Here is a 25,893-nt window from a genome sequence, read left to right as displayed (position 1 = left end):
AAAAATGAATATTGAATTATCCAATTATAACAAACATTTAGTTTTTGAAGCTAAAAATCAAACAGGGTATTCATTGCTAGTTGGGCAAACAGCAGATCATACGCAAGTAAATGCGATTCGTCCAATGGAATTAATGTTAGTGAGTTTAGCAAGTTGCAGTAGTATTGATGTTGTTAAAATTTTGAATAAACAAAAAGTTGTTGATTTTGATTATAAAGTTTCAATAGATGCTTCTAGAGAAGAAGATCAAATTCCATCAATCTTTAAAGAAATTACAATTACCTACAGTTTCGATGGTGAAATAAGTAGTAACAAAGTTAAAAAAGCAACAAATTTAGCATTAGAAAAATATTGTTCAGTAGCAAAAATTATAGAACAAACAGCTAAAATTAAGTATAAAATAGTTTTAAACAAGGAGGAAATATGAGCCAGAATTTTGAAACACAAGCGGTAAGAATTCAAACAGAAAGATCTCAGTTTTCTGAGCATTCAACGCCATTATATTTAACATCGAGTTTTATTTTTGATGATGCTGAAGATATGAGAGCTTCGTTTGCGGAAGAAAAACAGCGTAATTTATATAGCCGATTTTCAAATCCAAATACCACTGAGTTTGTAGATAAAATTGTCGCTATGGAAGGAGCAGAAGCTGGTTATGCTTTTGCAACAGGAATGTCTGCTGTGTTCTCAACTTTTGTGGCGTTGTTAAATTCAGGAGATCATATTGTTTCTTCTCGTTCTGTGTTTGGATCTACTCATAGTTTATTTACAAAGTATTTACCAAAATGGAATATTGAAACAAGTTATTTCAAGGTAAATGAAATAGACAAAGTAGAATCATTAATTCAACCGAATACAAAAATATTATATGCAGAATCACCAACAAATCCTGCTGTTGATGTTTTAGATTTAGAGTTATTATCAACAATTGCAAAAAAGCACAATTTGTTATTGGTTGTCGATAATTGTTTTGCTACACCATACCTTCAAAATCCTATTAAGTTTGGTGCTGATTTAGTAATTCATTCAGCAACTAAGTTAATTGATGGTCAAGGTCGTGTTTTAGGCGGAGTTACAGTTGGAAAAGCTGATTTGGTTAAAGAAATCTATTTGTTTTCACGAAATACCGGGCCAGCAATGTCACCATTCAATGCTTGGGTACTGTCTAAAAGTTTAGAAACTTTAGCAGTTAGAGCAGATAAGCATTGTGAAAACGCATTAAAAGTTGCCCAGTTTTTAGAGAATCATCCAGAAGTGAATTTTGTGAAATACCCATTTTTGAAATCTCATCCACAATATGAGGTTGCGAAAAAACAAATGCGTTTAGGAGGTAATATTGTGGCATTTGAAATTAAAGGTGGAGTAGAAGCAGGAAGAAGGTTTTTAGATCGAATTAAGTTATGTTCTTTGTCTGCCAATTTAGGAGATAGCAGAACAATTGTTACGCATCCTTCATCTACAACTCATAGTAAATTAAGTACAGAAGATCGATTGGAAGTGGGAATTACAGATGGTTTAGTACGATGTTCGGTAGGGTTGGAATTTGTAGATGATGTAATTGAAGATTTAAACCAAGCTTTGAAACCAATTTAATTGGTAGCTGAGCGGAGTCGAAGCTAAAAATAATTAGAAATTTAATTTCGACTCTGCTCAATTACCAAAAGGACTTTAGTAAATAAAATTAATTAAAAGAAGAAAGTATATATTTGTAATATGCTTTCTAAAAAGACAAAATATGGTATAAAAGCACTCACTTTTATTGCTAGGCAAGAAAAAGGAGTTAAGGTTCAGATAGCTACAATATCTGAAAGCGAAAACATATCACATAAATTTTTAGAAAGTATCTTACTTACCTTAAGAAAAGCAGGCGTTTTAGGAGCTAAAAAAGGAAAAGGAGGCGGATATTATTTATTACAAGAAGCTTCCGAAGTTAAAATGACAAAAGTGATTAGAACACTTGAAGGCCCCATTGCAATGGTTCCTTGTGTGAGTCTAAATTTTTATGAAAAGTGTGCTGATTGTCCAGATGAAGACAAATGCTCCGTTCATAAATTAATGATTCAAGTTCGTGATAATACCCTTGATATCCTAAGAAATACAACACTTGCAGACTTAGTATAGATTTTACAAATATTACCATAGTGTTAATTTTTCAACTTTAGTTTTGATATTTAATTTAGGAATGTATATTTGTTGAATATTAAAACCTACTAACCCGATAGGGTAAATGTATTTTAATAAGATGATTGTAGAACAAGTACTAGAAAGTAAAACGAATTATAAAGAAGATAAGGATTCCGAAAAACCTATCAGAAGTATCGTAAAGTCGATTAGCTGGCGCGCTGTTGGAACTATAGATACGATATTAATTTCTTGGATTATAACAAGAAAAATAGATACGGCCTTATCAATAGGAGCGATTGAATTAATAACAAAAATGATATTATACTTTTTTCACGAAAGAGTTTGGAATACCATAAAATGGGGTAAAAGATGAGTTTAGAAAAAATAGATATAGTAGAAATCAATAAACAACTGGAAGGAAAGTCTCCAGAGGAAATTATAAAGTGGAGTTTGAGTGTTGCTAAAAATCCGGTAATCACTACAAATTTCAGACCTTATGAAAGTGCGATTTTACATCTCGTAGTTTCTCAAAATAAAGATATTCCTGTGGTTTGGTGTGATACAGGGTACAATACACCGCAAACGTATAAGCATGCTGAGGAACTTATTCATAGTTTACAGTTGAATGTTCAATTGTATGTCCCGAGACAAACAGTTGCGCATAGAAATGTTGTATTGGGATTACCAAAGATTGATGATCCGAATCATGCAATTTTTACTGAACAAGTAAAATTAGAGCCTTTTAAAAGAGCCATGAATGAACACCAGCCAGATGTTTGGTTTACAAATTTGAGAAAAGGTCAAACAGCGTTTAGAGATAGTATAGATATTGTATCTGTAAGTAAAGATGGTATTATTAAAGTTAGTCCGTTTTACAATTTTTCAGATGAAGAATTGGATGCATATATTGAAAAGTATAACTTACCAAATGAGTTTAAATATTTCGATCCTACAAAGGTTGAAAACAATAGAGAATGTGGTTTACATATTTAAAAAATAGCGTAATGAGTACAAATATATTAAGTGTAGGAGCATTAGAAAGTGAAGCAATATATATTCTTCGTGAAGTAGTAGCGCAGTTTGAAAAACCAGTGTTATTATTTTCCGGAGGAAAGGACAGTATTACACTAGTAAGATTAGCACAAAAAGCATTCTATCCTGCAAAAATACCCTTCCCATTACTACATATAGACACAGGCCATAACTTCCCTGAAACAATAAAGTTCAGGGATAGATTGGTCAAAGAATTAGGTGTAGAGTTAATTGTCCGAAATGTACAAGACAATATCGATGCTGGTAAGGTAAAGGAAGAAACTGGAAAATATTCAAGTAGAAATATTTTACAAACAGAAACTTTATTGGATGCTATCGAAGAATTCGGATTCGACGCTTGTATTGGAGGAGCAAGAAGAGATGAAGAAAAAGCGAGGGCTAAAGAAAGAATATTCTCTGTAAGAGACGATTTTGGACAATGGGATGAGAAAAATCAACGCCCAGAATTATTCGATATGTTGAATGGAAGAATCGATTTAGGTCAAAATGTTCGTGTATTTCCAATTTCAAACTGGACAGAATTAGATGTGTGGACGTACATTCAGAAAGAAGCAATTGAAATTCCATCAATTTACTTCGCTCATAAACGTGAAACATTTGTCCGTGATGGATTAATCTGGTCTGCGAATGATGAGGTTGTGTATAGAGATGAAGACGAATTAATTGAAGAACGTACTGTTCGATTTAGAACAGTTGGTGATATGAGTTGTACAGCAGCTGTTTTATCAGATGCAAATAACATTGATAGAGTTGTTGAAGAAATTAGAGCTTCGCGAATCTCGGAAAGAGGAGCAAGAATCGATGATAAGCGATCTGAAGCGGCAATGGAGAAAAGAAAACAACAGGGATATTTTTAAGAAAAACAATAACTATAGGAGCGAAAGACTGTAAGGTAAAATATTTTGGGGATTATATTAATAACTACTTACAGTCCCAGCTCTACTAAATAAATCATAAAATGAACGTACTTAAAATAGCAACAGCGGGTAGTGTAGATGACGGAAAAAGTACTTTGATTGGAAGAATTTTGTACGATACAAATTCGTTAACGGAGGATAAATTACAAGCAATAGAAGAAAAAAGTAGACAACGAGGATTTGACTATTTAGATTTTTCTTTAGCTACCGATGGTTTAGTTGCAGAGCGTGAACAAGGAATTACAATTGATGTGGCTCATATTTATTTCTCAACACCAAAAACTAGTTTTATTATAGCAGATACTCCTGGTCATATTGAGTATACAAGAAATATGGTGACTGGAGCTTCAAACTCACAAGCATCAATCATTTTAGTAGATGCTAGAAATGGAGTTGTTGAGCAAACATATCGTCATTTCTTTATCAATAATTTATTACAAGTTAAGGAGGTTGTCGTTGCTGTAAATAAAATGGATTTGGTTGATTATTCTGAGGAAAATTTTAATCAAATAAAAGGAGAAATAGAATATTTAGCTGAGAAAAGCGATTATAAAAATCAGAAGATTACATTCATTCCTATTTCTGCGTTACATGGAGATAATGTTGTGAATTCGTCTAGTAATATAGATTGGTATTCTGGTAAAAGTATATTAGAATATTTAGAAGGTTTAAATCTTGAAGAAAAGGAAAACGACTCTCAAGCTCGCTTTCCAGTTCAATCTGTAATTAGACCAAAAACAGACGAGTTTCATGATTATAGAGGATATGCAGGAAAATTATATGGAGGTAATTTAGCTGTTGGCGATAAAGTAACAGTGTTACCGTCAGCCATTGAATCCACTATAAAAAGTATCAATTTTTTTGATCAAGAATTTAATGAAGTAAAAAGTGGAAGTTCTTTTACACTAACTCTTGAGGATGATGTAAATGTGAGTAGAGGGGATATGATTGTAAAATCTGGAGAAGAACCTCAAATTACAAAACAATTAGAAGCTACCATTTGTTGGATGGATAAATCACCATTACAAGCCTCTGATAAATATTATCTCAAGCATGGTGTAAATGATGTTCAAGTAAAGATTACAAGTCTAGAAAATATAATTCATACCGATTTTTCAGGAAAGGATGAAAACCCTTCGAAATTGTCCTTAAACGAAATAGGTAAAGTTCAACTAAAACTGAGTAAACCCTTACTTGTTGATAGTTATAAAGAGAATAAATCTAATGGAGCTTTTATTCTTATCAATCCAAAAACTAATAATACATCCGGAGTAGGTTTTATAAACTAAAGAAATCATGGCAATTATTATAACAGACGAATGCATCAATTGTGGGGCATGTGAACCTGAATGCCCAAATACAGCGATTTACGAAGGAGCCGAAGATTGGAAATACAGTCAAGGAACGTCCTTGGAAGGAGATATTGAGCTTTTAAATGGAGTGAAGCTAAATGCTGATGACGAGCAAGAGCCAATTTCTGATGAATATTATTTCATAGTACCAGATAAATGTACAGAGTGTAAAGGATTTCATGAAGAACCGCAGTGCGCAGCTGTTTGTCCAGTTGATTGCTGTGTTCCAGATGATAATCATGTTGAAACCGAGCAAGAATTATTAAACAAGCAACAGTTTTTGCATAAGTAAATAGGAAGTCATGCAAAGTTTTAGAAGCGAAATAGAAAACCCAATTGTAGAGAAAGATATCCTAGAGTTGGAAAGAAAAATCCGTCTTTTTAAAGAGGGACAAATAGACGAAGAACGATTCAGAAGTTTACGTTTGGCTCGTGGAGTTTATGGGCAAAGACAGTTAGGCGTACAAATGATTCGTATCAAGTTGCCGTACGGTAAAGTTACGAGTGAACAGTTACATCGAATTGCAAATGTTTCTGATGAATATTCTAGAGGAAGATTACACATTACCACGCGTCAAGATATTCAAATTCACCATGTAAGTTTAGATCGTACCCCTGAATTATGGGCACAGTTAGAAAAAGATGATATTACTTTACGTGAAGCGTGTGGAAATGCAGTGAGAAATGTTACAGCATCTGAAACTGCTGGGATTGATGTAAACGAACCTTTTGATGTTACACCTTATGCGCATGCTACATTTCAATTTTTCTTGAGAAATCCTATTTGTCAAGAAATGGGAAGAAAATTTAAGATGTCTTTTTCTGCCACGGAAGAAGATACTGCTTTAAGCTTTATGCACGATTTAGGTTTTATTGCAAAAACGAAGAAGATTGGAGATACAGAAGTTAAAGGTTTTAAAGTGTTGTTAGCAGGAGGTTTAGGTTCTCAACCAAGACATGCAGATGTCATGTATGAATTCTTAGAGACTGATTTGTTAATCCCAACTATTGAAGGTGTTTTAAGAGTTTTTGATCGTTATGGAGAACGTTCGAAAAGAGCAAAGGCAAGGCTAAAGTTCTTAGTTAAAGATGTAGGCTTAGACGGATTTTTAACGTTGGTTGAAAATGAGAAAAGAGCGTTAGCATATCAATCATATCCAATTGACATATCAGATTTTGAAACTGAAATTACCTTTGAGTCAGAGGAAGTTCCATCCGTAACTATTGAAAACGAATCGGAGTATGAAGCATGGAAAAAATCAAATGTGATTCATCAAAAGCAAGAAGGTTTATTCGCGATTGGAATTAAGGTTCATTTAGGTGATTTTTATACAGATAAAGCAAGACTTCTTGCGGATTTAATTAAAAACTATGCTGCAAATGAATTACGTTTTACGTTGCGCCAAAATATTTTAATCCGTCATGTAAGAGAAGAGTTTTTACCATTCTTTTATTCAGAACTTAAGAAACTAGGATTTGCTGATGCAGGCTATAATAGTTTAGTTGATATCACTGCCTGCCCAGGAACAGATACGTGTAATTTAGGAATTTCAAGTAGTACAGGAATTGCGGTAGAACTTGAAAGAGTTTTAAAAGCAGAATATCCTCAATATATCAATAATAAAGAAGTCACTATTAAAATTAGCGGTTGTATGAATGCTTGTGGTCAACATAATATGGCTCATATTGGTTTCCAAGGAATGTCAATTAAATCAGGTCCATTGGTTGCTCCAGCATTACAAATTTTGTTAGGTGGAGGTGTTTTAGGAAGTGGTCAAGGTCGATTTTCAGACAAAGTAATTAAAGTTCCAAGTAAACGAGGACCAAAAGCTTTAAGAATCTTGTTGAATGATTTTGAACATAATAGTACTGAAAACGAAGATTTCTTAGCGTATTATGATCGTCAAGGAAAAACGTATTTCTATGATATTCTTAAACATTTATCAGATACCACCAATTTAACTGAAGATGATTTTATCGATTGGGGACATGACAAGAATTATGTGAAAGCAATTGGAGTTGGTGAATGTGCCGGTGTAGTTATTGATTTGGTTTCCACACTTTTATTTGAAAGTGAAGAGAAAATTGAAAATGCAAACGAAGCTATCAAAGATCAAAAATGGTCTGATAGTATTTATCATTCTTATGCAGCAATCGTAAATACAGCGAAGGCATTATTAACTGCTGAAGGCGCAAAAACCAACACACATGCAGGAATTATTTCAAACTTTGATGAGGTATTTGTGAATACGAATAAAATCAATATTGATGGAACGTTTTCAGAATTTGTGTATCAAATCAATACCAATGAACCTACCGAAGCTTTCGCTAAAAAATATGCAAAGCAAGCGGCTGAATTTTATTCTAAAGTAGATGTTTACAGAAAAATAGCAGTAGAAAGTTAAGATGACAGAAAATGAATGTGCAACCAAAATTGACAGTCGTAGGAGCAGGGCCAGGTGATGTTGAGTTAATTACATTAAAAGCTATTAATGTTTTAAAAGATGCTGATGTGGTCTTATATGATGCTTTAGTAAATTCAGATTTATTGAGTTATGTAAATCCAAATGCTGAACAGATATTCGTTGGTAAAAGAAGAGGTTGTTACCGTTACCAACAAGAACAAATCAACGAGTTAATTGTCCAACGAGGTTATTCTCATGGACACGTAGTTCGTTTAAAAGGTGGAGATCCATTTATTTTCGGACGTGGTGCAGAAGAAATGGAATATGCAGCAGAAAACGGAATGAATGTTTCAGTTGTACCAGGTATTTCATCTTCATTAGCAGTTCCAGCTTATCAGAATATTCCATTAACAAAAAGAGGAAGCTCAGAGAGTTTTTGGGTAATTACAGGAACTACAAAACAGCACCAATTATCTGAAGACATTACTTTAGCCGCAAAGTCAAATGCAACAGTTGTTATCCTTATGGGAATGGGAAAATTGTCACAAATTGTGAAACTTTTTCAGAAAGAAGGGAAACATGATTTACCTGTAGCTATCATTCAAAACGGAACCACTCCAGAGGAGAAAATAGGAATAGGAACCGTTGATACTATTGAAAGTGTAGTAAGTAAAAATAAATTGAGTAATCCAGCAATAATTGTATTAGGTGAAGTTGTAAATCATCGAGCTGAATTGGAAAAAATCCAGCACGATATTGTTGTAAAAGAAATAGTGTAATGAGTCAAGAAAGAAATAACTTATATCCTATTTTCTTAAAAACTTCTCAATTAGAAGTGTTAATTATTGGCGGTGGGTTTGTAGCAGAAGAAAAATTAACATTCTTATTAAAATCAAGCCCAGATGCTAAAGTAACGATAGTATCTCCAATGTTTAGAGAAGGAACTTTAGAACTCGCTAAAAAAGGAGATGTGAAGTTTATCGAGGATGTTTATAAAACTTCTTATTTAGATGGAAAACATATGGTGATTACTACAACGGATAAGCCCGAAGTAAATATTCAGGTGTATTTGGATTGCAGAGAACAAAAGAAGTTGGTTAATGTTGCCGATAATCCTCCATATTGTGATTTTTATATGGGCGGAATTGTTACTAAAGGGAATGTGAAAATTGCAATTTCAACCAACGGGAAATCACCAACAACAGCAAAAAGATTACGTCAGTTTTTTGAAGAAGTAATTCCAGATAAAATTGACGATTTGGTTAAAAATCTAAACGATTATAGAAAAACAATAAAAGGAAACTTTGAACAAAAAGTAGAACAACTAAACGAGTTTACAAAGAGTTTAGTCGAAAAGTAAGAGTAATGATAGAAACAGATATACTGATTATTGGAGCAGGTCCAACAGGTTTATTTACAGTTTTTGAAGCAGGATTATTAAAATTGCGTTGTCATTTAATAGACGCATTACCACAGCCAGGTGGACAATGTTCGGAGATTTATCCTAAAAAACCAATTTATGATATTCCGGCATATCCAGAAATCTTAGCAGGAGATTTAACTGAGAAATTATTAGAACAAGGAAAACAGTTTCAACCTGGATTTACCTTAGGAGAGCGTGCTGAAACGATTGAAAAACAGGATGATGGTAGTTTCATTGTAACTACTAATAAAGGGACAAAACACAAAGCTCCAGTTGTTGCAATAGCTGGTGGTTTGGGAAGTTTTGAACCTAGAAAACCTCAAATTGAGAATTTAGCTCAATTCGAAGATAAAGGAGTTGAATATATGATTAAAGAGCCTGAATTATATCGTGATAAAGATGTTGTAATTGCAGGTGGAGGTGATTCTGCTTTAGATTGGTCGATTTTCTTAACTGATGTAGCAAAGTCAGTTACCTTAATTCATAGGCGAAATGAATTTAGAGGAGCTTTAGATTCAGTTGAAAAAGTGCAAGAACTGAAAAACTTGGGTAAGATTAATTTAATTACTCCAGCCGAGGTGAAAGGAATTCTTGGAGATGATCATGTAACAGGAGTTGTGGTTGAACAAAAAGATAAAGAACCATTTATTTTAGATACAGATCATTTTATTCCGCTATTCGGTTTGGCACCAAAATTAGGTCCAATAGGAAACTGGGGATTAGAAATAGAGAAAAATGCTATTAAAGTTGATAATTCATTAGACTATCAAACAAATATTCCCGGAATTTATGCAATTGGAGATGTAAATACATATCCAGGTAAATTAAAGTTGATTTTATGTGGATTCCATGAAGCTACTTTAATGTGTCAAAGTGCGTATAAAAGAATTTTTCCAGACAAGAAGTATGTAATGAAATATACAACTGTAGGAGGAGTTCAAGGTTTTGACGGAACAAAAAAAGAAGCACCAAAAGCTGTGGTTAAAGCTATTGAGTAATGGAGCAAGATGTTACTATAAAAATTAAAGACCGTGACGGTGTAATTCATGAGGTAGTTGCTCCGACAGATATGGCAATGAATCTAATGGAAGTTGTTCGTTCTTACGAATTAGCTCCAGAAGGAACTATTGGTATTTGTGGAGGAATGGCAATGTGTGCATCTTGTCAATGTTATGTGAATTCTAATCACGAGTTACCAGAAATGACAGATGATGAAGATGCAATGTTAGCAGAAGCATTTGATGTACAGGATAATAGCAGACTGGGTTGTCAAATTCAAATAACGCCAGCATTAGAAGGATTAGAGGTTGAGTTAGCACCCGAGAGCTAGGACTGAATTTATTTCAGTATCTTTTACAGTAGTTTAAACCGAGTATAAAAAAGTAATAATGCAATTTAGTAATTACAACTTATCACTTAAAGATGATGTAGAGCTTTTTACAAAGCAACTGTTTTATGCGTTGTTCGATGATGTTTGTCAAGAAAAGGCAAGTCATTTAAAAGAGCAATTCATAAAAATTCTTAAAGGTTTGTCAGTAGATAAAGCTGATGATATTTGGACATTTTATCAAACATCATTTTGCGACGTTCGAAAGAGGCTTGATTTAGATGCGAAAGCTTTTGAAGCTACTGACCCAGCTTGTAAAAGTTTAGGTGAAGTGTATTTGGCTTACCCTGGTTTTCATGCTATTGCTATTTACAGATTAAGTCATGAGTTGTATAAAATTCAGGTGCCTATTTTACCTAGAATGATGAGTGAATATGCACACAGTTTAACAGGTGTTGATATTCATCCTGGAGCGACTATTGGAGACTCATTTTTTATTGATCATGCAACAGGTGTTGTAATTGGTGAAACTACAATTATCAAAAATAATGTAAGCATTTATCAAGGAGTAACGTTAGGAGGAATTCAAGTTAAAAAAGAGTTAGCGGAAGTAAAAAGACATCCAACAATTGGTAGTAACGTAACGATTTATGCGAATGCAACCATTTTAGGAAACGTAACTATTGGAAACAATAGTGTTATTGGAGCAAATGTTTGCATCACAACATCCATAGAGCCAAATTCAACCGTAATTTATAAATCACAAAACAGTATTTATACTTAAAAAAGAAGTATATGATTTCAAAAAATATAACCGATTTTGTAGGAAACACGCCTTTAGTTGAAGCTACAAATATTATTAATAAAGAAAATGTTCGTCTCTTTTTTAAATTAGAAGGACATAACCCTGGAGGTAGTGTAAAAGATAGAGCTGCCTATTTTATGATTTCTGAAGCGTTAAAGAAGAAAAACATAAAAAAAGGAGACACTTTAGTAGAAGCTACTAGTGGAAATACAGGTATTGCATTAGCTTTAATGGCAAAAGTTTTAGGTGTTAATATGGTACTTGTAATGCCAGAACATGCGACTATCGAAAGAGTAAAAACCATGCGTGCTTATGGTGCAGAAGTTATTTTAACTCCTACTGAAGTTGGTATGGAAGGGGCTATTGATCATGCATTAGAATTAAAATATAAGAAAGGATATTTTCGTTTAAATCAATTCGATAATTTCGATAACCCAAAAGCACATTATAGTACTACGGGACCAGAGATTTGGAGAGATACTGATGGACAAGTCACGCATTTTGTTTCTGCCATGGGAACTACAGGAACTATTACAGGTGTGTCAGATTTCTTGAAAGAGCAAAATAAAGACATTCAAATTGTAGGAGTACAACCAAAAGAAGGTGCTCGTATTCCAGGAATTAGAAAGTGGCCAGAGGAATACTTACCAGCAATTTTTAAAAGAGAGAAAATTGATCAAGTTTTGGAAGTTACTCAAGAAGAAGCAAAAGCAATGACTGTACGTTTAGCGCAGGAAGAAGGGATTTTCTCAGGAATGAGTAGCGGTGGAGCAGCAGCTTCAGCTTTAAAACTAGCTGAAACCCTTGATGAAGGTGTAATCGTATCTATTATATGTGATAGAGGTGATCGATATTTGTCTTCGGATATTTTTCAGTAGTTAATAGTTGCTAAAAAATCAAATGTCATTCCCGCGAAGGCGGGAATCTTATTTTTGTTAAATAAAGAATAAGTGCAAATGATAAGTTTAATATTTAAAATAAGTTAATTACATTTGTACTTTATTAGTTCATAAACATTATTGTCGTTATTAAGAAAGGTGGAGGGAATAGACCCTTTGAAGCCTTAGCAACCCTTTGTTTATTCTGAACTTGTTTCAGAATCACAAAGAAGGTGCTAAATTCTACTGCATGTGCTGAATATATTTCAGTATAACAGAGAGATAACTCAAAAGAAATTTACTTCTTCTTTTCCTGATAACGATTCATAATATTTTATCAGGATATGTCAAACATTTATTCAGAAATAGAAAAACGAATCCTTGTGCTCGATGGTGCAATGGGAACAATGCTTCAGGAATATAAATTCACTGAAGAAGATTTTCGTGGAGAGCGATTCAAGAATCATCCAATTCCATTAAAAGGGAATAACGATTTATTATCGATAACGCAACCCGAAGCAGTTAAAGATGTTCATAGGAAATACCTAGCTGTTGGAGCCGATATCATAGAAACTAATACGTTTTCAGGAACTACCATTGCAATGGCCGATTATGAAATGGAAGATTTAGTTTATGAGTTAAACTATCAATCGGCTAAAATTGCGAAAGAAGTAGCGGAAGAATTTACGTTAAAAACACCGAATCAACCTAGATTCGTTGCTGGCTCAATTGGTCCAACTAACCGAACAGCTAGTTTATCACCGGATGTAAATAGACCAGAATATCGTGCTGTTACTTTCGATGAATTAAGATCGGCATATAAATTACAAGTAGAAGCATTGATTGATGGTGGATCTGATGTTTTATTAGTAGAAACTATTTTTGATACGCTAAATGCCAAAGCTGCATTGTTTGCTATTGAAGAGGTTAAAGAAGAACGTAATATTGATATTCCTGTTATGGTTTCAGGGACTATTACTGATGCTAGTGGAAGAACTCTTTCTGGACAAACTGTAGAGGCTTTCTTAATTTCAATTTCACATATTCCTTTATTAAGCGTTGGTTTTAATTGTGCGTTAGGTGCAGAACAATTAGAACCTTATTTAAAAAGATTATCTCATAATACACATTTTTTCACATCAGCACATCCTAATGCAGGATTGCCAAATGCTTTTGGTGAGTATGATCAAACTCCAGAGGAGATGAAAAGATTAATAGAGAGTTTTCTCGAGCAAAACTTAGTGAATATTATTGGTGGTTGCTGCGGAACTTCTCCCGCTCATATTGGTGCAATTGCAGATGCAGCGAAGAATTTTAAACCAAGAAAAACAGTTGTAGAAACATATGGAGAATAGGTATTTAAAATTATCTGGACTAGAACCTTTAATCATTACTCCAGAAAGTAATTTTATAAATGTTGGAGAGAGAACAAATGTAACTGGATCACGTAGATTTCTTCGTTTAATAAAAGAAGAAAAATATAGTGAAGCTCTTGCAGTTGCTAGAGACCAAGTTGAAGGAGGCGCGCAGATTTTAGATGTAAATATGGATGAAGGAATGTTAGATGGTGTGCATGCCATGGTAACGTTCTTAAATTTAATTGCGTCTGAACCAGATATTGCTCGAATTCCAATTATGATCGATAGTTCTAAATGGGAAATTATCGAAGCAGGATTGCAAGTTGCGCAAGGAAAATGTGTGGTAAATTCTATTTCTCTCAAAGAAGGTGAAGAAGCTTTTATTCGTCAGGCAAAATTGATTAAAAGATATGGAGCTGCAACTATTGTAATGGCTTTCGATGAAGTTGGTCAGGCTGATAATTACGAACGTAGAATTGAAATATGCGAACGTTCGTATCGAATTTTAGTAGATGTTGTAAAGTTTCCACCAGAAGATATCATTTTTGATCCTAACATATTTCCTGTAGCGACAGGTATGGAAGAGCATCGTAAAAACGCAATTGACTTTTTCAATGCAACAAAATGGATTCGTACAAATCTTCCTTATGCAAGTGTTTCGGGAGGTGTAAGTAATGTTTCATTTTCTTTTAGAGGAAATAATACAGTTCGAGAAGCAATGCACTCGGCTTTCTTATATCACGCCATTCAACATGGAATGAATATGGGAATTGTGAACCCGACAATGTTAGAAGTTTACGACGAAATTCCTAAAGATTTATTAGAGCATGTTGAAGATGTACTTTTAGATAGAAGGGATGATGCAACTGAACGTTTATTAGATTTTGCAGAAACTGTAAAAGGAATTAAAAAAGAAGATAGTTCTAAACAATTAGTTTGGAGAGAAAACCCGTTACAAGATCGTATTACGCATAGTTTAATAAAGGGAATTGATGCCTTTATTGTTGAAGATGTAGAAGAGGCTCGACAAAATGTAAATAAACCAATTGAAGTTATTGAAGGTCATTTAATGAGCGGAATGAATGTGGTTGGAGATTTGTTTGGTAGCGGAAAAATGTTTTTACCTCAAGTGGTAAAATCAGCTCGTGTAATGAAAAAAGCTGTGGCATATTTACAGCCATTTATTGAGGAATCAAAAGACAACGCAGCAAGTTCAGCAGGTAAAATTTTAATGGCAACCGTAAAGGGAGATGTTCATGATATTGGTAAAAATATTGTGAGTGTAGTTCTAGGTTGTAATAATTATGAAATTGTTGACTTAGGTGTGATGGTTCCTCCTGAAAAAATAATTGAAGTTGCTAAAAAAGAAGAGGTAGATGTAATCGGTTTAAGTGGATTAATAACTCCTTCTTTAGATGAAATGGTGTATCTGGCGAATGAAATGGAAAAGCAAGAAATGAATATTCCATTGTTAATTGGTGGAGCAACAACATCTAAAGCTCATACAGCTGTTAAAATTGCGCCGAAGTATACAAACTCAGTGGTGCATGTAAATGATGCGTCCAGAGCCGTAACTGTTGTGGGGAATCTTTTACATGAAAATAATACTATTTATAAAGAAGAAATTCGAAGTGAGTATAATAAGTTTCGAGATCAATTTTTGAATAGAACAAAACAAAAAAATTATGTTTCTATTGAACAGGCTAGGGAAAATAAATTCAAAATCGATTGGAATACTACTGAAATCGTGAAACCTAACTTTTTAGGAACTCAAATTATTGAGAACTTAGATTTACAAGTACTTCTGGATTATATCGATTGGAGTCCGTTCTTCAGATCTTGGGATTTACATGGAAAATTCCCAGACATACTAATCGATGATGTTGTTGGCAAACAAGCTTCGGAATTATACGAAGATGCAAAAGTTTTGTTGAAAGAAGTGGTTGATAAGAAACTCTTAAAAGCCAAAGCTGTTTTCGGTTTGTTTGAAGCTAATTCTGTCGAAGATGATATTGAAGTGACTTTAAACGAAAGTCATGCTGAACTTGTTTCAGCATCTCATCCTGTTAATAAGCAAAAAAAGGATAGCATCAGAAAATTTAAGTTCCTAACACTTCGCCAACAACTTAAGAAAAAACAAGGAGTACCAAATATTGCATTGTCTGATTTTATTGCGCCAAAAGAAAGTGGAAAGCAAGATTATGTAGGTTGCTTTTGTGTAACTGCCGGTTTCGGAACTGCTGAGCTTGCTGCAGAATATGAGAAGAATAATGATGATTATAACTCAATCATGATCAAAGCAATCGCCGATCGTTTAGCTGAAGCTTTTGCAGAATATCTTCATAAAGAAGTTAGAACGAAGCATTGGGGTTATGCAGCTTCAGAAGCATTAACAAATGAAGAATTAATTAAAGAAAGTTATAAAGGAATTCGTCCTGCTCCTGGGTATCCTGCGTGTCCGGATCATTTAGAGAAAAATACAATCTGGGATATTTTAAAGGTGAAAGAAAATATTGGAGTTGAGCTTACTGAAAGTTTAGCAATGTGGCCTGCAGCAAGTGTTTCTGGTTATTATTTCGGAAATGCGGAAGCTAAATATTTTGGACTTGGGAAAATAAAAGAAGATCAATTAAAAGAGTATACCGAACGAAGAGGTATTAATGATGACTTAGCCAGAAAATGGTTGAGTCCAATTATTGCCGATTAACAATTAATAATGAGTAAAAAGTTTATAGAATTAAAATTGGGAAGTCATCAAATTGTGCATGGATTTGATAATGATAATAATGAAATTATTGAAGAGGTTACCTTTAATCAATTCAGTAAAAAGCTTGTAAATCTATCTAGAATAAAATCTGTTAGTGAAAAATATATTCTAACTGATTATGCTCATGGAAGATGGATTTATTGGGAATATGAAGGAGATTTTGAAACAATTAAAAAACAAGTGCTTTAATAAATAATAAGCAAAATGAAAGTAACTGAACACATAGAACAATCTAAAGGTAAAACTAGATTTTCATTTGAAATATTACCACCTTTAAAAGGTCAAAATATAGATTCAATTTTTAATAATATAGATCCTTTAATGGAATTTAATCCGCCTTTTATTGATGTTACATATCACAGAGAGGAGTATGTTTATAAAGAGCTAGAAAATGGATTATTACAAAAACAAGTTGTAAAAAAGCGACCAGGAACTGTTGGTATTTGTGCTGCTATTCAAAACAAGTATAATGTAGATGCGATACCTCATGTATTGTGTGGTGGATTTACGAAAGAGGATACAGAAAACTTTTTAATCGATTTAGATTTTCTAGGAATTGATAACGTTATGGCATTACGTGGTGATGCTGTTAAAAGTGAAATTTATTTTAAACCTGAAAAAGAAGGTCATCAATACGCAAGTGATTTAGTAGATCAAATTGAATGCTTAAATCAAGGAAAGTATTTGGATGAAGAATTACAAAATTCAGCGCCAACAGATTTTTGTGTAGGAGTTGCGGGTTATCCAGAGAAACACATGGAAGCTCCAAGTTTAGATTCAGATATTCATTTCTTGAAGAAAAAAATTAAAAAAGGCGCAAATTATATCGTAACTCAAATGTTTTTTGACAATCAAAAGTATTTTGAATTTGTAGATAAATGTCGTGCGGAAGGAATAACAGTTCCTATTATCCCAGGACTGAAACCAATTTCAACAAAAAAACAGTTAAACATGATTCCGCATCGTTTTAAAGTCGACTTACCGGATGAACTAATCATGGCCGTGGTAAAATGTAAAGATAATAAGCAGGTAAGAGAGGTCGGAATAGAATGGTGTATTAGTCAAAGTAAAGAATTGATTAAAAACGGAGTTCCTTTTCTTCACTACTATTCTATGGGGAAATCAGACAATATAAAAACCATTGCGAGTGAAGTTTTCTAAATAAAAAAAGCCCTGAATAATCAGGGCTTTTAAAGTGGTACCTCCAGCCCCGAAACTTCGGGGGAACCAGGTTATCGTTTTGCTAGAATATCATCCAAAATTTCAGGCTTATTAATTACTTTTTCAATAAATTTTTTGCTTTTCATTCTTTTGATAAATTTCTCAAGATAAATAGCACTATCCTTACTGTGCTCCATTTGAAGCTTGTATTGCTAATCAGATGCAGATTTTGTAAAGGCTTTTGAATAACTATGTTTGTTATGTTTATTTATTCGTGATTTTAAATCATGAGTTACCCCGACATAGTATTTATTAAGAGTAACACTGTAAATTATATATAAGAAATACATGTTTTTAAGAATAAAAAAAGCCCTGAATAATCAGGGCTTTTAAAGTGGTACCTCCAGGAATCGAACCAGGGACACAAGGATTTTCAGTCCTTTGCTCTACCAACTGAGCTAAGGTACCAGCGCGTTAGCGGATGCAAATATATAACAGTTTTTTGAATTGAACCAAATAAAAATGTAAAAAATCTATTATAAATTTGCTCCCCTCATAATATGAAACAATGGATTTAATAATTGATGTAGGTAATACTCGAGTGAAAGTTGCTGTTTTTGAAAAAGATAACTTAAAAGAGTTGGTCGTATTTCAAAAAGGAAAAATAATTTCTGAAATAAAAAAAATTGTAAAAAAATTTACTATTTCAGAAGGAATCATTTCGGCAGTAGCGACTTTATCAGAAAAAAAACTGTTAAAATTACATGAGATTTTGAAGTTAATAGAGCTAAATCATAATACAAATGTTCCTTTCAATAATAATTACACAACCCCAAATACTTTGGGTGTTGATAGAATCGCTTTAGCCGCTTATGCAGCTTCTAATCATCCAAATAAAAATGTTTTGGTTATTGATGCAGGTACCTGTATTACATTTGATTTTGTAAACAAAGGAAATTATTTAGGTGGAGCCATTTCACCAGGACTAAAAATGCGCTATAAGTCACTACATAATTATACTTCTAAATTACCCTTGTTAGAAACACAAGAGCCATTTAGTTTTATTGGAGATAACACGAATAATTGTATTCATTCTGGTGTGGTAAACGGAATTATAAACGAAATTGATGGAGTAATTAATCAGTATAAAAGTAAATATCAAGATTTAACAGTTGTTTTAACAGGAGGAGATACGAATTTTTTGGCTAAACAATTAAAAAATCACATATTTGCCAATCCAAATTTGGTTTTGGAGGGATTACATAAAATTTTGATTTATAATAGAGCGGATGATTAAGAGAATTCTTGTTGTAGTTTTAGTAACGATATCAGCGTCAGTAGTAGCGCAAAGGAATAGTTCTTCACCTTATTCTTTTTTTGGTATCGGAGAAGATGTTAGTAGAACTACAGTTGAACAAGCCTCGATGGGAGGTATTGGTGTTGCATTAAAAGATGTCAATCATTTAAATTTTATCAACCCAGCTGCAAATGCAGATATAAGATTCGCAACTTACGCTTTGGGAGGTGAACTTTCTTTATTGAATATACAGAGTAGTACTTCAGAGGATTCAGGTAATACCACAAGCTTAAGATATGTTGCTCTAGGATTTCCTATCGGAAATAGAGCAGGATTCACAGCAGGATTACAACCAGTTTCAAATGTTGGTTATGCACTTTTAAATAGTACGAATGATACTAATGGAGATTTTCTTGAAGCTACTAGGTTCTCTGGAAATGGAGGAACATCTCGTTTGTTCGGTTCATTTGGTATTAATGTTTTTAAAGATCTGGCTTTAGGTTTCGAAGCTGGATTTGTTTTTGGAACTATTGATAATTCAATATCAAATCAAAGAGCCAATGTTAGTTTGTTAACAAGGTACGAGAAAGAAACTAGAGTTAGAGGAGGTCAATTTAAATTAGGTACTCAATATAAAAGAAAGCTTAATAATAATTTAGAATTAAATGTAGGTTTAGCTCTTCAGTTAGAAAGTGAATTAACTGTTTCTGGAAGAGAGAGAATGTACTCATACAACTTCTCTACAATTACAGGAGCTGAAGAACCTAGAGATACATTATATAATCGTAGTGTGAACGGAAAGTTAGTAAATCCAGTAAAAACGATTATGGGTATTGGAATAGGAAAGGAAAATAAATGGTATGCTGGAATTGATTATGAATTCCAAGATGCATTTGAAAATCAAGGAAACATAGTTCAAGGGGCAACTTATAAGTTTGAGTCTTCAAATAGATTGTCAATAGGAGGTTATTATATTCCGAAAATAAATTCAATTTCAAGTTATTGGGATAGAATCACTTACAGGGGAGGTTTGCGCTTTCAGAAAACAGGGTTATTAATAGATGGAACAAATTCTGGAACAAATTTTACTTCAATTGATGACTTTGGCATAAATCTTGGATTCGGTTTACCAATGCCAAGACAATTATCTAGTTTAAATCTTGGTTTTGAGTACGGGCAGAAAGGTACAATCGACGATAATTTAATAAAAGAAAATTACTTTAATGTAAGATTAAGCTTATCTTTGAACAGCACAAACTGGTTTAAGAAAAGGCAGATAGACTAATAAAAACTGAAATAATGAAAAAAATAACAACGTATTTACTAACAGGTTTATTTTTGTTTGCGGCAGTAGGATTGAATGCTCAGGCAAGTCAAGAGTGTAATATCAAGTATAACTTATTTAAAGGAGATGTTAACACAAAAAAATATGAGCAATCAAAGGAAAATTTGAACTATTTAATGACAAATTGCCCTAAATTATCAGTTAACATATATAAATACGGAGCAAAAGCAGCAAATAAAACAAAAGACGCTGAGTTATATAAAAAAGTATATGAAACACGTTTAGCAAACTTCCCAAGTAAAGGAGCTGCAAAAGCACATAGTGATTACGCTACTTTTTTAAGTGATAATAATTTAGCCTCAGAAGAAGAGATTTTCAACATCTTACAAAAGGCTTACAAAATCTCTCCTCAAGATATGGGAGTAAAAAATATCTTTAAATATTTTAAAGGTATTGTAAATAGACATAAGGATACCGATCCGCAAAAGGTTTTCGATACGTATGATGATGTAATGGAATCTGTAGAAGAGAAGTTAGATGATTACAACAAGAAAATTAGTAAGTTGTTAGCTAAAGATTCTTTAGGTACAATTGATGCTAAAGGAAAAAGATTATTAAAGGCTTATTCAATTAATTCAAAAGCTTTAGGTTTAGTTGAAGGAGGTTTAGATGCTGATATTTCTGCAATCGCTACGTGTGAAAGATTAATTCCAATTTACAGTAGAGATTACGAAGCGAACAAAACAAACGGTGTTTGGTTAAAAAGAGCAGTATCTAGAATGTACAACAAAGAATGTCAAACAGATCCTTTATTCGAGAAATTGGCAAAGTCTTATGCTGATGTAACACAATCTGCTGATGCATTTAACTTTGTTGCAGGAGTTTTAGATAATAATGGAGATTCTAAAGGAGCTGCTGCTATGAGAAAAAAGGCATTTGACTTAGAAACTGACCCAACTAAAAAAGCTAGACTTAAGTTAAGAGAAGCACAAGGGACAAGAAATAGTTCAAAAGCAAGAGCATTAGCTTACCAAGCTTTAAAGTACAACCCTAATATGGGGAAAGCATATTTATTTATTGCAAGTTTATATGCAAAAAGTGCTAATTCATGTGGAAATGACGAGTTTGAAAAAAGAATGGTATATGTAGCTGCTTTGAATAAAGCTCAGAAAGCACAGAGAGTAGATCCAGGAAGTGGTGCAGGTAGATATATTAGAAGTTACCAAAAAAATATACCTTCTAAAAAATTAATCTTCACAAAAGGTGTTGCAGGAGGTAGTGCACACAAAATAGGATGTTGGATTGGAGAAACAGTACGTGTGCCAAAATATTAATGAAATTAAAATACATACATATTTGTAAGAGCATTGCTGTCATTAGTTTGATAGCAATGCTTTTTTCTTGTACAAATGATGCTAAAAAAGTACGTGATTTATTAGCAGATAAAAATTTACCAATTGGAGTTGCTAGGAATACGTATCACGTATATAAAGATTCAGGAAGAGTAACTTCAAAATTAATTACACCTTTATTAAGAGATTTTTCTAATAGAGATCAGCATCCATACAATGAATTTCCTGAAGGAATAAAGATTGTGAGTTATGATAATGATGGGAAAGACTCAACTACAATAACAGGTAATTATGCACTGTCATATGCTAAAACTCAGGTTTCTGAGATAAAAGGTAATGTTGTGGTGTTTAATCATGCGGATAGTTTAAAACTAGAAACAAATCAGCTTTTTTGGGATCAAAGAGAAAAGTATTTTTTCACTGAAGATGGATTTCGATTAACTACTCCGAGTAGTGTAATTAATGGCTTTGGATTTGAATCAAAGCAGGATTTGTCAGAGTGGATTTTAAAAGATATTACAGGAGAAGTAGAAACGAAACAAGGAGACTTATAATGAATAAAATTTGGAGATATACTCAGTACGGTTATTTAGTTGTAGCCATTATTTTATTAGTAGATGCAGGGACTAGATGGTCTACTGACAGGAATCAAGCGTATTTTAGTATCGCTTTTGCAATTTTTATGTTGTTAATATTTTTATTTAAACGTAACTTTAGAAAAAAAATAGAGCGACGAAATAATCAATAATGAGTTACGAAGTTGTAATTATATTTATTTCAATTCTTTTTTCTGCTTTCTTTTCAGGTATGGAGATTGCCTTTATATCTTCAAACAGATTGTACCTAGAACTAGAAAAAAAGAAAGGTGATTTTATCAGTAAAATATTAACGACAATTACAGAAAAATCATCACGATTTATTACTACGATGCTAGTTGGGAATAATATTTCATTAGTAGTGTATAGTTATTTCATGGGTGAGTTACTGATGAATTGGTTTCGTACTTTTCTTCCTTCGGAAATTTTATTGGTAAATTATTTGTTAGAGGATTTACAATTACTTACCCAAACATTAATTTCTACAATAGTTATTCTTGTTACTGCTGAGTTTTTACCAAAGGCACTTTTTCGAGTTTATGCGAACGAAGCAGTTAAAATATTTTCGATACCAGCCTATATCTTCTTCGTGTTATTTTATTTTTTATCGAGCTTTATTTCGGCTATTTCAGATTTTTTTCTCCGCGTTTTTTTTAAGACTGAAGGTGATGAAGTTCAAACTGAGTTTAGTAAAGAGGAACTTGGTAATTATATAACCGAACAGTTAGAGACTAATAAAGAGGATGAAGAAGTAGATTCGGAAATTCAAATTTTTCAAAATGCTTTAGAGTTTCATAAAGTTAAGGCACGGGAAATAATGGTGCCTAGAATTGAGATTGTTGCTGTTGAAGTGCACGAAACAGTCTCTAATCTTAAAAAGGCTTTTATTGAAAGTGGTTTTTCCAAAATCTTGGTATATAAAAACTCTTTAGATGATATAATTGGTTATGTAAATTCATATGAGCTTTTCAAAAAACCAAGAACTATTAAGTCTATTCTATTAACCGTAGAAATTGTACCAGAGTCAATGATGATTAGTGATGTACTTAATGTTTTGATGAAAAAAAGAAAGAGTATTGCACTAGTTGTTGACGAATATGGCGGAACATCAGGAATCATAACTGTTGAGGATATCGTTGAGGAATTATTCGGTGAGATAGAAGATGAACACGATAACCTAGATTTACTAGAGGAGAGAATTAGTGATACAGAGTACAACTTCTCCGCACGTTTAGAGGTAGATTATTTAAATGAAGAATACAATTTAAATATTCCGAAAGAGGAAGCTTATGAAACTCTAGGAGGATTTGTAATCAACCATACAGAAAGTATTCCCGAACTAGGAGAGGAAATTGAAATAGATAATTTCAAGATTAAAATTAGTAAAGTCAGCTCTACAAAAATAGACTCAATTCACTTAGAAGTGCTTTCGTCAGAAAGCTAATTATACCACCTTTTTAGCTCTCAATAATTTATAACAGTAAAACTTTCAAAAACATTGCATTATTAAATGCGAAATTGTATTTTCGCACACTGTTAATAAAATAAATGTAGAAATGGCAATTTTATCGAAAATTAGAGAACGCTCTTGGTTATTAATTCTTATCATTGGTTTAGCATTATTTGCTTTTGTATTAGATCCATCAACGTTATCAGATTTCTTTAATTCTACAAAGATGAATGAGGTAGGAGAGGTGAATGGTGAAACAATATCTCGTCAAGAATTTGCAGAAGCATTAGATAATTATAAAAGACAAACTGGTAACCGAGTATCTGAAATGCAAGCAGCTAAAACTGTTTGGAATAATTTACTACGCCAAAAAGTATATGAAAGTCAGTTAGCAGAAGCTGGAATTACTGTTGGAGAGGCTGATATCTTAAAAGCTTTATATGATACTGAGTTCATTAAAAATGATCCAAGATTCTTAACAACGAATGTTTTCGATAAAGAAAAGTTTAAAGAGTTTTTAGCTACTATTAAAGCTGAGAATGGTGAAGAGTGGAGTAATTGGAGACAGTATATGGCGTCAGTTAAAACTAATTTACAGAAAACTACTTATGACAAGTTGGTAGCTGCAGGTCTTGGAGCTTCATTAAAAGAAGGTGAAAATGAGTATTTAACAGATAACACTAAGATTAATGCAAACTTAGTTTTCTTATCATATACTTCTGTGCCAGATAGTTTAATTACTGTAACAAGAGGAGAGATTAAGAAATATATCGAAAACCACCCATCTGAATTTGAGGTGGAAGCTTCAAGAGATATTCGCTATGTAAAATTCAATATCAAAGCAACTCCGGAAGATGAAGCAGAAATTAAAGCAAATGTTGCAAAATTAATTGAAGATTCAACAAATAAAAATGGACAGACGGTTCCAGGTTTAAAATCTACAACAGATTATAAAAGATTCTTGGAAGAAACTGAGTCTGATTTACCGTACAAGGATGTAATCGAATACAAGTCTCAAGTTCCTCAGGTGATTGCCGAAGATTTATTCAATGGTAATAAAGGAGATGTATTTGGTCCTTATAAAGACCAAGATTTCTTTAAGATTTCTAAAATTACTGAAGTATTAGAGTTGCCAGATTCAGCACAAGCAAGACATATTTTAATTCCTATTGCGGGAGCACCAAGTGCAGATGCATCAGTTACAAATACAGATGAGCAAGCTAAAAAATTAGCTGATAGTTTATTAACTGTTGTAAAGAGAGACAGATCTAAATTCGAAAGTTTAGTAAAAGAGTTTTCTTCAGATAAAGGTTCTGTTGAAAAAGGTGGTTTCTACGATTGGTTTCCGTACAACAGAATGGTACCTGAGTTTAGAGACTTTGTTTTTGAAGGAAAGAAAGGTGATATGGGAGTAGTTAAATCTACTTTCGGATACCATGTTATTTTAATTGAAGGACAAAAGAACTTCCAAAAGGCAATTAAATTGGCAACTTTTGCGCGTAAAATTGAAGCTTCTGAAATTACAGAGAATGCTATTTTCCAAGACGCAGAAACTTTCGCTTTAGAGATTTCTAAAGGAACAAGTATTGATGAGGCAGCTAAGCAAAGAGAACTAACTACATTACCAGCAGTTGGTTTAAAAGCTTTAGATGAAAATGTGCCAGGATTAGGGAATGAAAGAGAAATCATTACTTGGGCATTTGGTAAAGATGTAGAAATTGGTGATTATAAAAGATTTGATGTAAATGGAGGATATGTAGTTGCTACATTAACAAACGTTACGGAAGAAGGATTAATGCCAGTTGATAAAGCAATTAATAAGGTTCGTCCAATTTTATTGAACGAGAAGAAGGCAGAAATATTAAAAGATAAGTTTACTGCTGGAACGTTAGAAGAAATTGCTTCGGCTAATAAACAAACTGTTAGATCTATTACGGATGTTAATTTAAAATCTCCAACAATCACTGGAATTGGTTTTGAGCCTAAAGTAGTTGGAGCTATGTTGAATGCTAAGGAGAATGAGTTAATCTCGAAAGTAGAAGGAGATAGAGGAGTTTATGCATTTGTTGTTACAGGTAAAGAATTACCAACGGCATTACCAAACTACGATACATACCGTAAAAGAATAGCTAACCAAAGAAGAAACCAAACTTTCAATATGTATGAAGCAATTAAGAAAGCTTCTGATGTGGAAGATGATGGGTTAAATACTTACTTTGGGATTGGTCAATAAGAATCAATTTTAAAAATACACTTAAAGCCGAGTTTGATACTCGGCTTTTTTTATGGTTAAAAACTAAGAATCGATATTCAAATAAATAAAAAAAGCAACCTCGTTAGAGA

Annotated in this window: 27 protein-coding genes, 1 tRNA gene and 1 riboswitch; of the genes, 26 read left to right on the top strand and 2 right to left on the bottom strand. The window is 33.0% G+C overall.

Going from position 1 to position 25,893, the window contains the following annotated elements; genetic code table 11:
• The first annotated feature begins 4 nt into the window (after positions 1-4).
• From ACOSP6_RS16365 to metF, 19 genes are all read left to right on the top strand, one after another.
• The gene (locus ACOSP6_RS16365; RefSeq protein ID WP_422095394.1) at positions 5-427 is read left to right on the top strand and encodes an OsmC family protein; all 423 of its coding nucleotides are present in this window, start codon (positions 5-7) and stop codon (positions 425-427) included.
• Positions 424-1,593 (top strand): trans-sulfuration enzyme family protein, encoded by a 1,170-nt coding sequence (locus ACOSP6_RS16360; protein WP_422095395.1) that lies wholly within the window; start codon positions 424-426, stop codon positions 1,591-1,593. Before ACOSP6_RS16365 ends, ACOSP6_RS16360 begins: the two co-directional genes overlap by 4 nt.
• 120 nt (positions 1,594-1,713) lie before the next feature.
• Positions 1,714-2,121: an RrF2 family transcriptional regulator gene (locus ACOSP6_RS16355; protein ID WP_348709926.1), complete on the top strand. Its 408-nt coding sequence runs from the start codon at positions 1,714-1,716 to the stop codon at positions 2,119-2,121.
• A gap of 121 nt (positions 2,122-2,242) precedes the next feature.
• Complete coding sequence (locus ACOSP6_RS16350) at positions 2,243-2,497, top strand: DUF2061 domain-containing protein (RefSeq protein ID WP_422095598.1); 255 nt, start codon at positions 2,243-2,245, stop codon at positions 2,495-2,497.
• Positions 2,494-3,117 carry a phosphoadenosine phosphosulfate reductase family protein gene (locus ACOSP6_RS16345; protein WP_422095396.1) on the top strand — a complete coding sequence of 208 codons (624 nt, stop codon included), beginning with the start codon at positions 2,494-2,496 and terminating at the stop codon, positions 3,115-3,117. Before ACOSP6_RS16350 ends, ACOSP6_RS16345 begins: the two co-directional genes overlap by 4 nt.
• A gap of 11 nt (positions 3,118-3,128) precedes the next feature.
• Positions 3,129-4,034 (top strand): sulfate adenylyltransferase subunit CysD, encoded by a 906-nt coding sequence (gene cysD, locus ACOSP6_RS16340; RefSeq protein ID WP_422095397.1) that lies wholly within the window; start codon positions 3,129-3,131, stop codon positions 4,032-4,034.
• A gap of 101 nt (positions 4,035-4,135) precedes the next feature.
• Positions 4,136-5,383 carry a sulfate adenylyltransferase subunit 1 gene (locus tag ACOSP6_RS16335; protein WP_422095398.1) on the top strand — a complete coding sequence of 416 codons (1,248 nt, stop codon included), beginning with the start codon at positions 4,136-4,138 and terminating at the stop codon, positions 5,381-5,383.
• A gap of 7 nt (positions 5,384-5,390) precedes the next feature.
• Positions 5,391-5,738 (top strand): 4Fe-4S dicluster domain-containing protein, encoded by a 348-nt coding sequence (locus tag ACOSP6_RS16330; protein WP_422095399.1) that lies wholly within the window; start codon positions 5,391-5,393, stop codon positions 5,736-5,738.
• Positions 5,739-5,748: 10 nt separating this feature from the next.
• Entirely contained in the window at positions 5,749-7,851 is a 2,103-nt protein-coding gene (locus ACOSP6_RS16325; protein WP_422095400.1) for a HEPN domain-containing protein, read from the top strand.
• A gap of 11 nt (positions 7,852-7,862) precedes the next feature.
• Positions 7,863-8,630, top strand: a complete 768-nt coding sequence (gene cobA, locus ACOSP6_RS16320; RefSeq protein ID WP_422095401.1) for a uroporphyrinogen-III C-methyltransferase — start codon at positions 7,863-7,865, stop codon at positions 8,628-8,630.
• Entirely contained in the window at positions 8,630-9,211 is a 582-nt protein-coding gene (locus ACOSP6_RS16315) for a precorrin-2 dehydrogenase/sirohydrochlorin ferrochelatase family protein (RefSeq protein WP_422095402.1), read from the top strand. Before cobA ends, ACOSP6_RS16315 begins: the two co-directional genes overlap by 1 nt.
• 5 nt (positions 9,212-9,216) lie before the next feature.
• Positions 9,217-10,272 carry an NAD(P)/FAD-dependent oxidoreductase gene (locus ACOSP6_RS16310; protein WP_422095404.1) on the top strand — a complete coding sequence of 352 codons (1,056 nt, stop codon included), beginning with the start codon at positions 9,217-9,219 and terminating at the stop codon, positions 10,270-10,272.
• Positions 10,272-10,604 (top strand): ferredoxin, encoded by a 333-nt coding sequence (locus tag ACOSP6_RS16305; protein WP_386108228.1) that lies wholly within the window; start codon positions 10,272-10,274, stop codon positions 10,602-10,604. The genes ACOSP6_RS16310 and ACOSP6_RS16305 overlap by 1 nt, the downstream gene beginning before the upstream one ends.
• 58 nt (positions 10,605-10,662) lie before the next feature.
• Complete coding sequence (gene epsC / locus ACOSP6_RS16300) at positions 10,663-11,385, top strand: serine O-acetyltransferase EpsC (protein WP_422095405.1); 723 nt, start codon at positions 10,663-10,665, stop codon at positions 11,383-11,385.
• A gap of 11 nt (positions 11,386-11,396) precedes the next feature.
• Positions 11,397-12,284, top strand: a complete 888-nt coding sequence (cysM, locus tag ACOSP6_RS16295) for a cysteine synthase CysM (protein WP_422095406.1) — start codon at positions 11,397-11,399, stop codon at positions 12,282-12,284.
• Between the two features lie 144 nt (positions 12,285-12,428).
• A riboswitch (SAM riboswitch) is annotated at positions 12,429-12,573 on the top strand.
• Between the two features lie 55 nt (positions 12,574-12,628).
• On the top strand, positions 12,629-13,639 hold the full coding sequence (locus ACOSP6_RS16290) for a homocysteine S-methyltransferase family protein (RefSeq protein ID WP_422095407.1): 1,011 nt from the start codon (positions 12,629-12,631) through the stop codon (positions 13,637-13,639).
• Positions 13,629-16,349 (top strand): methionine synthase, encoded by a 2,721-nt coding sequence (metH, locus tag ACOSP6_RS16285; RefSeq protein ID WP_422095408.1) that lies wholly within the window; start codon positions 13,629-13,631, stop codon positions 16,347-16,349. Before ACOSP6_RS16290 ends, metH begins: the two co-directional genes overlap by 11 nt.
• A gap of 9 nt (positions 16,350-16,358) precedes the next feature.
• Complete coding sequence (locus tag ACOSP6_RS16280; RefSeq protein ID WP_422095409.1) at positions 16,359-16,598, top strand: hypothetical protein; 240 nt, start codon at positions 16,359-16,361, stop codon at positions 16,596-16,598.
• Positions 16,599-16,613: 15 nt separating this feature from the next.
• Positions 16,614-17,570, top strand: a complete 957-nt coding sequence (gene metF, locus ACOSP6_RS16275; RefSeq protein WP_422095410.1) for a methylenetetrahydrofolate reductase [NAD(P)H] — start codon at positions 16,614-16,616, stop codon at positions 17,568-17,570.
• 212 nt (positions 17,571-17,782) lie between these two features.
• Here the strand turns inward: metF and ACOSP6_RS16270 are convergent, their stop codons facing one another.
• Both ACOSP6_RS16270 and ACOSP6_RS16265 read right to left on the bottom strand, forming a co-directional pair.
• Positions 17,783-17,920, bottom strand: coding sequence for a GIY-YIG nuclease family protein (locus ACOSP6_RS16270; RefSeq protein ID WP_422095736.1), 138 nt, complete (start codon positions 17,918-17,920; stop codon positions 17,783-17,785).
• Positions 17,921-17,965: 45 nt separating this feature from the next.
• Positions 17,966-18,038, bottom strand: a tRNA-Phe gene (locus ACOSP6_RS16265).
• Positions 18,039-18,138: 100 nt separating this feature from the next.
• Between ACOSP6_RS16265 and ACOSP6_RS16260 the strand changes: the two genes are divergently transcribed.
• From ACOSP6_RS16260 to ACOSP6_RS16230, 7 genes are all read left to right on the top strand, one after another.
• Positions 18,139-18,867 (top strand): type III pantothenate kinase, encoded by a 729-nt coding sequence (locus ACOSP6_RS16260; RefSeq protein WP_422095412.1) that lies wholly within the window; start codon positions 18,139-18,141, stop codon positions 18,865-18,867.
• A complete protein-coding gene (locus ACOSP6_RS16255; protein ID WP_422095413.1) occupies positions 18,860-20,152 on the top strand; it encodes a hypothetical protein in 1,293 nt (430 codons plus the stop codon). Before ACOSP6_RS16260 ends, ACOSP6_RS16255 begins: the two co-directional genes overlap by 8 nt.
• Before the next feature lie 14 nt (positions 20,153-20,166).
• Positions 20,167-21,486, top strand: coding sequence for a hypothetical protein (locus ACOSP6_RS16250; RefSeq protein ID WP_422095414.1), 1,320 nt, complete (start codon positions 20,167-20,169; stop codon positions 21,484-21,486).
• Positions 21,486-22,058: an LPS export ABC transporter periplasmic protein LptC gene (gene lptC / locus ACOSP6_RS16245; protein WP_422095415.1), complete on the top strand. Its 573-nt coding sequence runs from the start codon at positions 21,486-21,488 to the stop codon at positions 22,056-22,058. Before ACOSP6_RS16250 ends, lptC begins: the two co-directional genes overlap by 1 nt.
• Positions 22,058-22,252, top strand: a complete 195-nt coding sequence (locus tag ACOSP6_RS16240) for a hypothetical protein (RefSeq protein ID WP_422095416.1) — start codon at positions 22,058-22,060, stop codon at positions 22,250-22,252. Before lptC ends, ACOSP6_RS16240 begins: the two co-directional genes overlap by 1 nt.
• Positions 22,252-23,544: a hemolysin family protein gene (locus ACOSP6_RS16235; RefSeq protein ID WP_422095417.1), complete on the top strand. Its 1,293-nt coding sequence runs from the start codon at positions 22,252-22,254 to the stop codon at positions 23,542-23,544. Before ACOSP6_RS16240 ends, ACOSP6_RS16235 begins: the two co-directional genes overlap by 1 nt.
• Before the next feature lie 112 nt (positions 23,545-23,656).
• Positions 23,657-25,783 (top strand): peptidylprolyl isomerase, encoded by a 2,127-nt coding sequence (locus tag ACOSP6_RS16230; protein WP_422095418.1) that lies wholly within the window; start codon positions 23,657-23,659, stop codon positions 25,781-25,783.
• Positions 25,784-25,893 lie beyond the last annotated feature (110 nt).

This window comes from Tenacibaculum sp. MEBiC06402, from assembly GCF_049239625.1.
GTDB lineage: Bacteria > Bacteroidota > Bacteroidia > Flavobacteriales > Flavobacteriaceae > Polaribacter.
This window is presented reverse-complemented; position numbering and strand designations above follow the sequence as displayed.

Excerpts from the sequence above, each read along its gene's own strand:
- ACOSP6_RS16365 (WP_422095394.1), top strand. The coding sequence starts at position 5 with ATGAATATTGAATTATCCAATTATAACAAACATTTAGTTTTTGAAGCT.
- ACOSP6_RS16360 (WP_422095395.1), top strand. The coding sequence starts at position 424 with ATGAGCCAGAATTTTGAAACACAAGCGGTAAGAATTCAAACAGAAAGA.
- ACOSP6_RS16355 (WP_348709926.1), top strand. The coding sequence starts at position 1,714 with ATGCTTTCTAAAAAGACAAAATATGGTATAAAAGCACTCACTTTTATT.
- ACOSP6_RS16350 (WP_422095598.1), top strand. The coding sequence starts at position 2,243 with ATGATTGTAGAACAAGTACTAGAAAGTAAAACGAATTATAAAGAAGAT.
- ACOSP6_RS16345 (WP_422095396.1), top strand. The coding sequence starts at position 2,494 with ATGAGTTTAGAAAAAATAGATATAGTAGAAATCAATAAACAACTGGAA.
- cysD (WP_422095397.1), top strand. The coding sequence starts at position 3,129 with ATGAGTACAAATATATTAAGTGTAGGAGCATTAGAAAGTGAAGCAATA.
- ACOSP6_RS16335 (WP_422095398.1), top strand. The coding sequence starts at position 4,136 with ATGAACGTACTTAAAATAGCAACAGCGGGTAGTGTAGATGACGGAAAA.
- ACOSP6_RS16330 (WP_422095399.1), top strand. The coding sequence starts at position 5,391 with ATGGCAATTATTATAACAGACGAATGCATCAATTGTGGGGCATGTGAA.
- ACOSP6_RS16325 (WP_422095400.1), top strand. The coding sequence starts at position 5,749 with ATGCAAAGTTTTAGAAGCGAAATAGAAAACCCAATTGTAGAGAAAGAT.
- cobA (WP_422095401.1), top strand. The coding sequence starts at position 7,863 with ATGAATGTGCAACCAAAATTGACAGTCGTAGGAGCAGGGCCAGGTGAT.
- ACOSP6_RS16315 (WP_422095402.1), top strand. The coding sequence starts at position 8,630 with ATGAGTCAAGAAAGAAATAACTTATATCCTATTTTCTTAAAAACTTCT.
- ACOSP6_RS16310 (WP_422095404.1), top strand. The coding sequence starts at position 9,217 with ATGATAGAAACAGATATACTGATTATTGGAGCAGGTCCAACAGGTTTA.
- ACOSP6_RS16305 (WP_386108228.1), top strand. The coding sequence starts at position 10,272 with ATGGAGCAAGATGTTACTATAAAAATTAAAGACCGTGACGGTGTAATT.
- epsC (WP_422095405.1), top strand. The coding sequence starts at position 10,663 with ATGCAATTTAGTAATTACAACTTATCACTTAAAGATGATGTAGAGCTT.
- cysM (WP_422095406.1), top strand. The coding sequence starts at position 11,397 with ATGATTTCAAAAAATATAACCGATTTTGTAGGAAACACGCCTTTAGTT.
- ACOSP6_RS16290 (WP_422095407.1), top strand. The coding sequence starts at position 12,629 with ATGTCAAACATTTATTCAGAAATAGAAAAACGAATCCTTGTGCTCGAT.
- metH (WP_422095408.1), top strand. The coding sequence starts at position 13,629 with ATGGAGAATAGGTATTTAAAATTATCTGGACTAGAACCTTTAATCATT.
- ACOSP6_RS16280 (WP_422095409.1), top strand. The coding sequence starts at position 16,359 with ATGAGTAAAAAGTTTATAGAATTAAAATTGGGAAGTCATCAAATTGTG.
- metF (WP_422095410.1), top strand. The coding sequence starts at position 16,614 with ATGAAAGTAACTGAACACATAGAACAATCTAAAGGTAAAACTAGATTT.
- ACOSP6_RS16270 (WP_422095736.1), bottom strand. The coding sequence starts at position 17,920 with ATGTATTTCTTATATATAATTTACAGTGTTACTCTTAATAAATACTAT.
- ACOSP6_RS16260 (WP_422095412.1), top strand. The coding sequence starts at position 18,139 with ATGGATTTAATAATTGATGTAGGTAATACTCGAGTGAAAGTTGCTGTT.
- ACOSP6_RS16255 (WP_422095413.1), top strand. The coding sequence starts at position 18,860 with ATGATTAAGAGAATTCTTGTTGTAGTTTTAGTAACGATATCAGCGTCA.
- ACOSP6_RS16250 (WP_422095414.1), top strand. The coding sequence starts at position 20,167 with ATGAAAAAAATAACAACGTATTTACTAACAGGTTTATTTTTGTTTGCG.
- lptC (WP_422095415.1), top strand. The coding sequence starts at position 21,486 with ATGAAATTAAAATACATACATATTTGTAAGAGCATTGCTGTCATTAGT.
- ACOSP6_RS16240 (WP_422095416.1), top strand. The coding sequence starts at position 22,058 with ATGAATAAAATTTGGAGATATACTCAGTACGGTTATTTAGTTGTAGCC.
- ACOSP6_RS16235 (WP_422095417.1), top strand. The coding sequence starts at position 22,252 with ATGAGTTACGAAGTTGTAATTATATTTATTTCAATTCTTTTTTCTGCT.
- ACOSP6_RS16230 (WP_422095418.1), top strand. The coding sequence starts at position 23,657 with ATGGCAATTTTATCGAAAATTAGAGAACGCTCTTGGTTATTAATTCTT.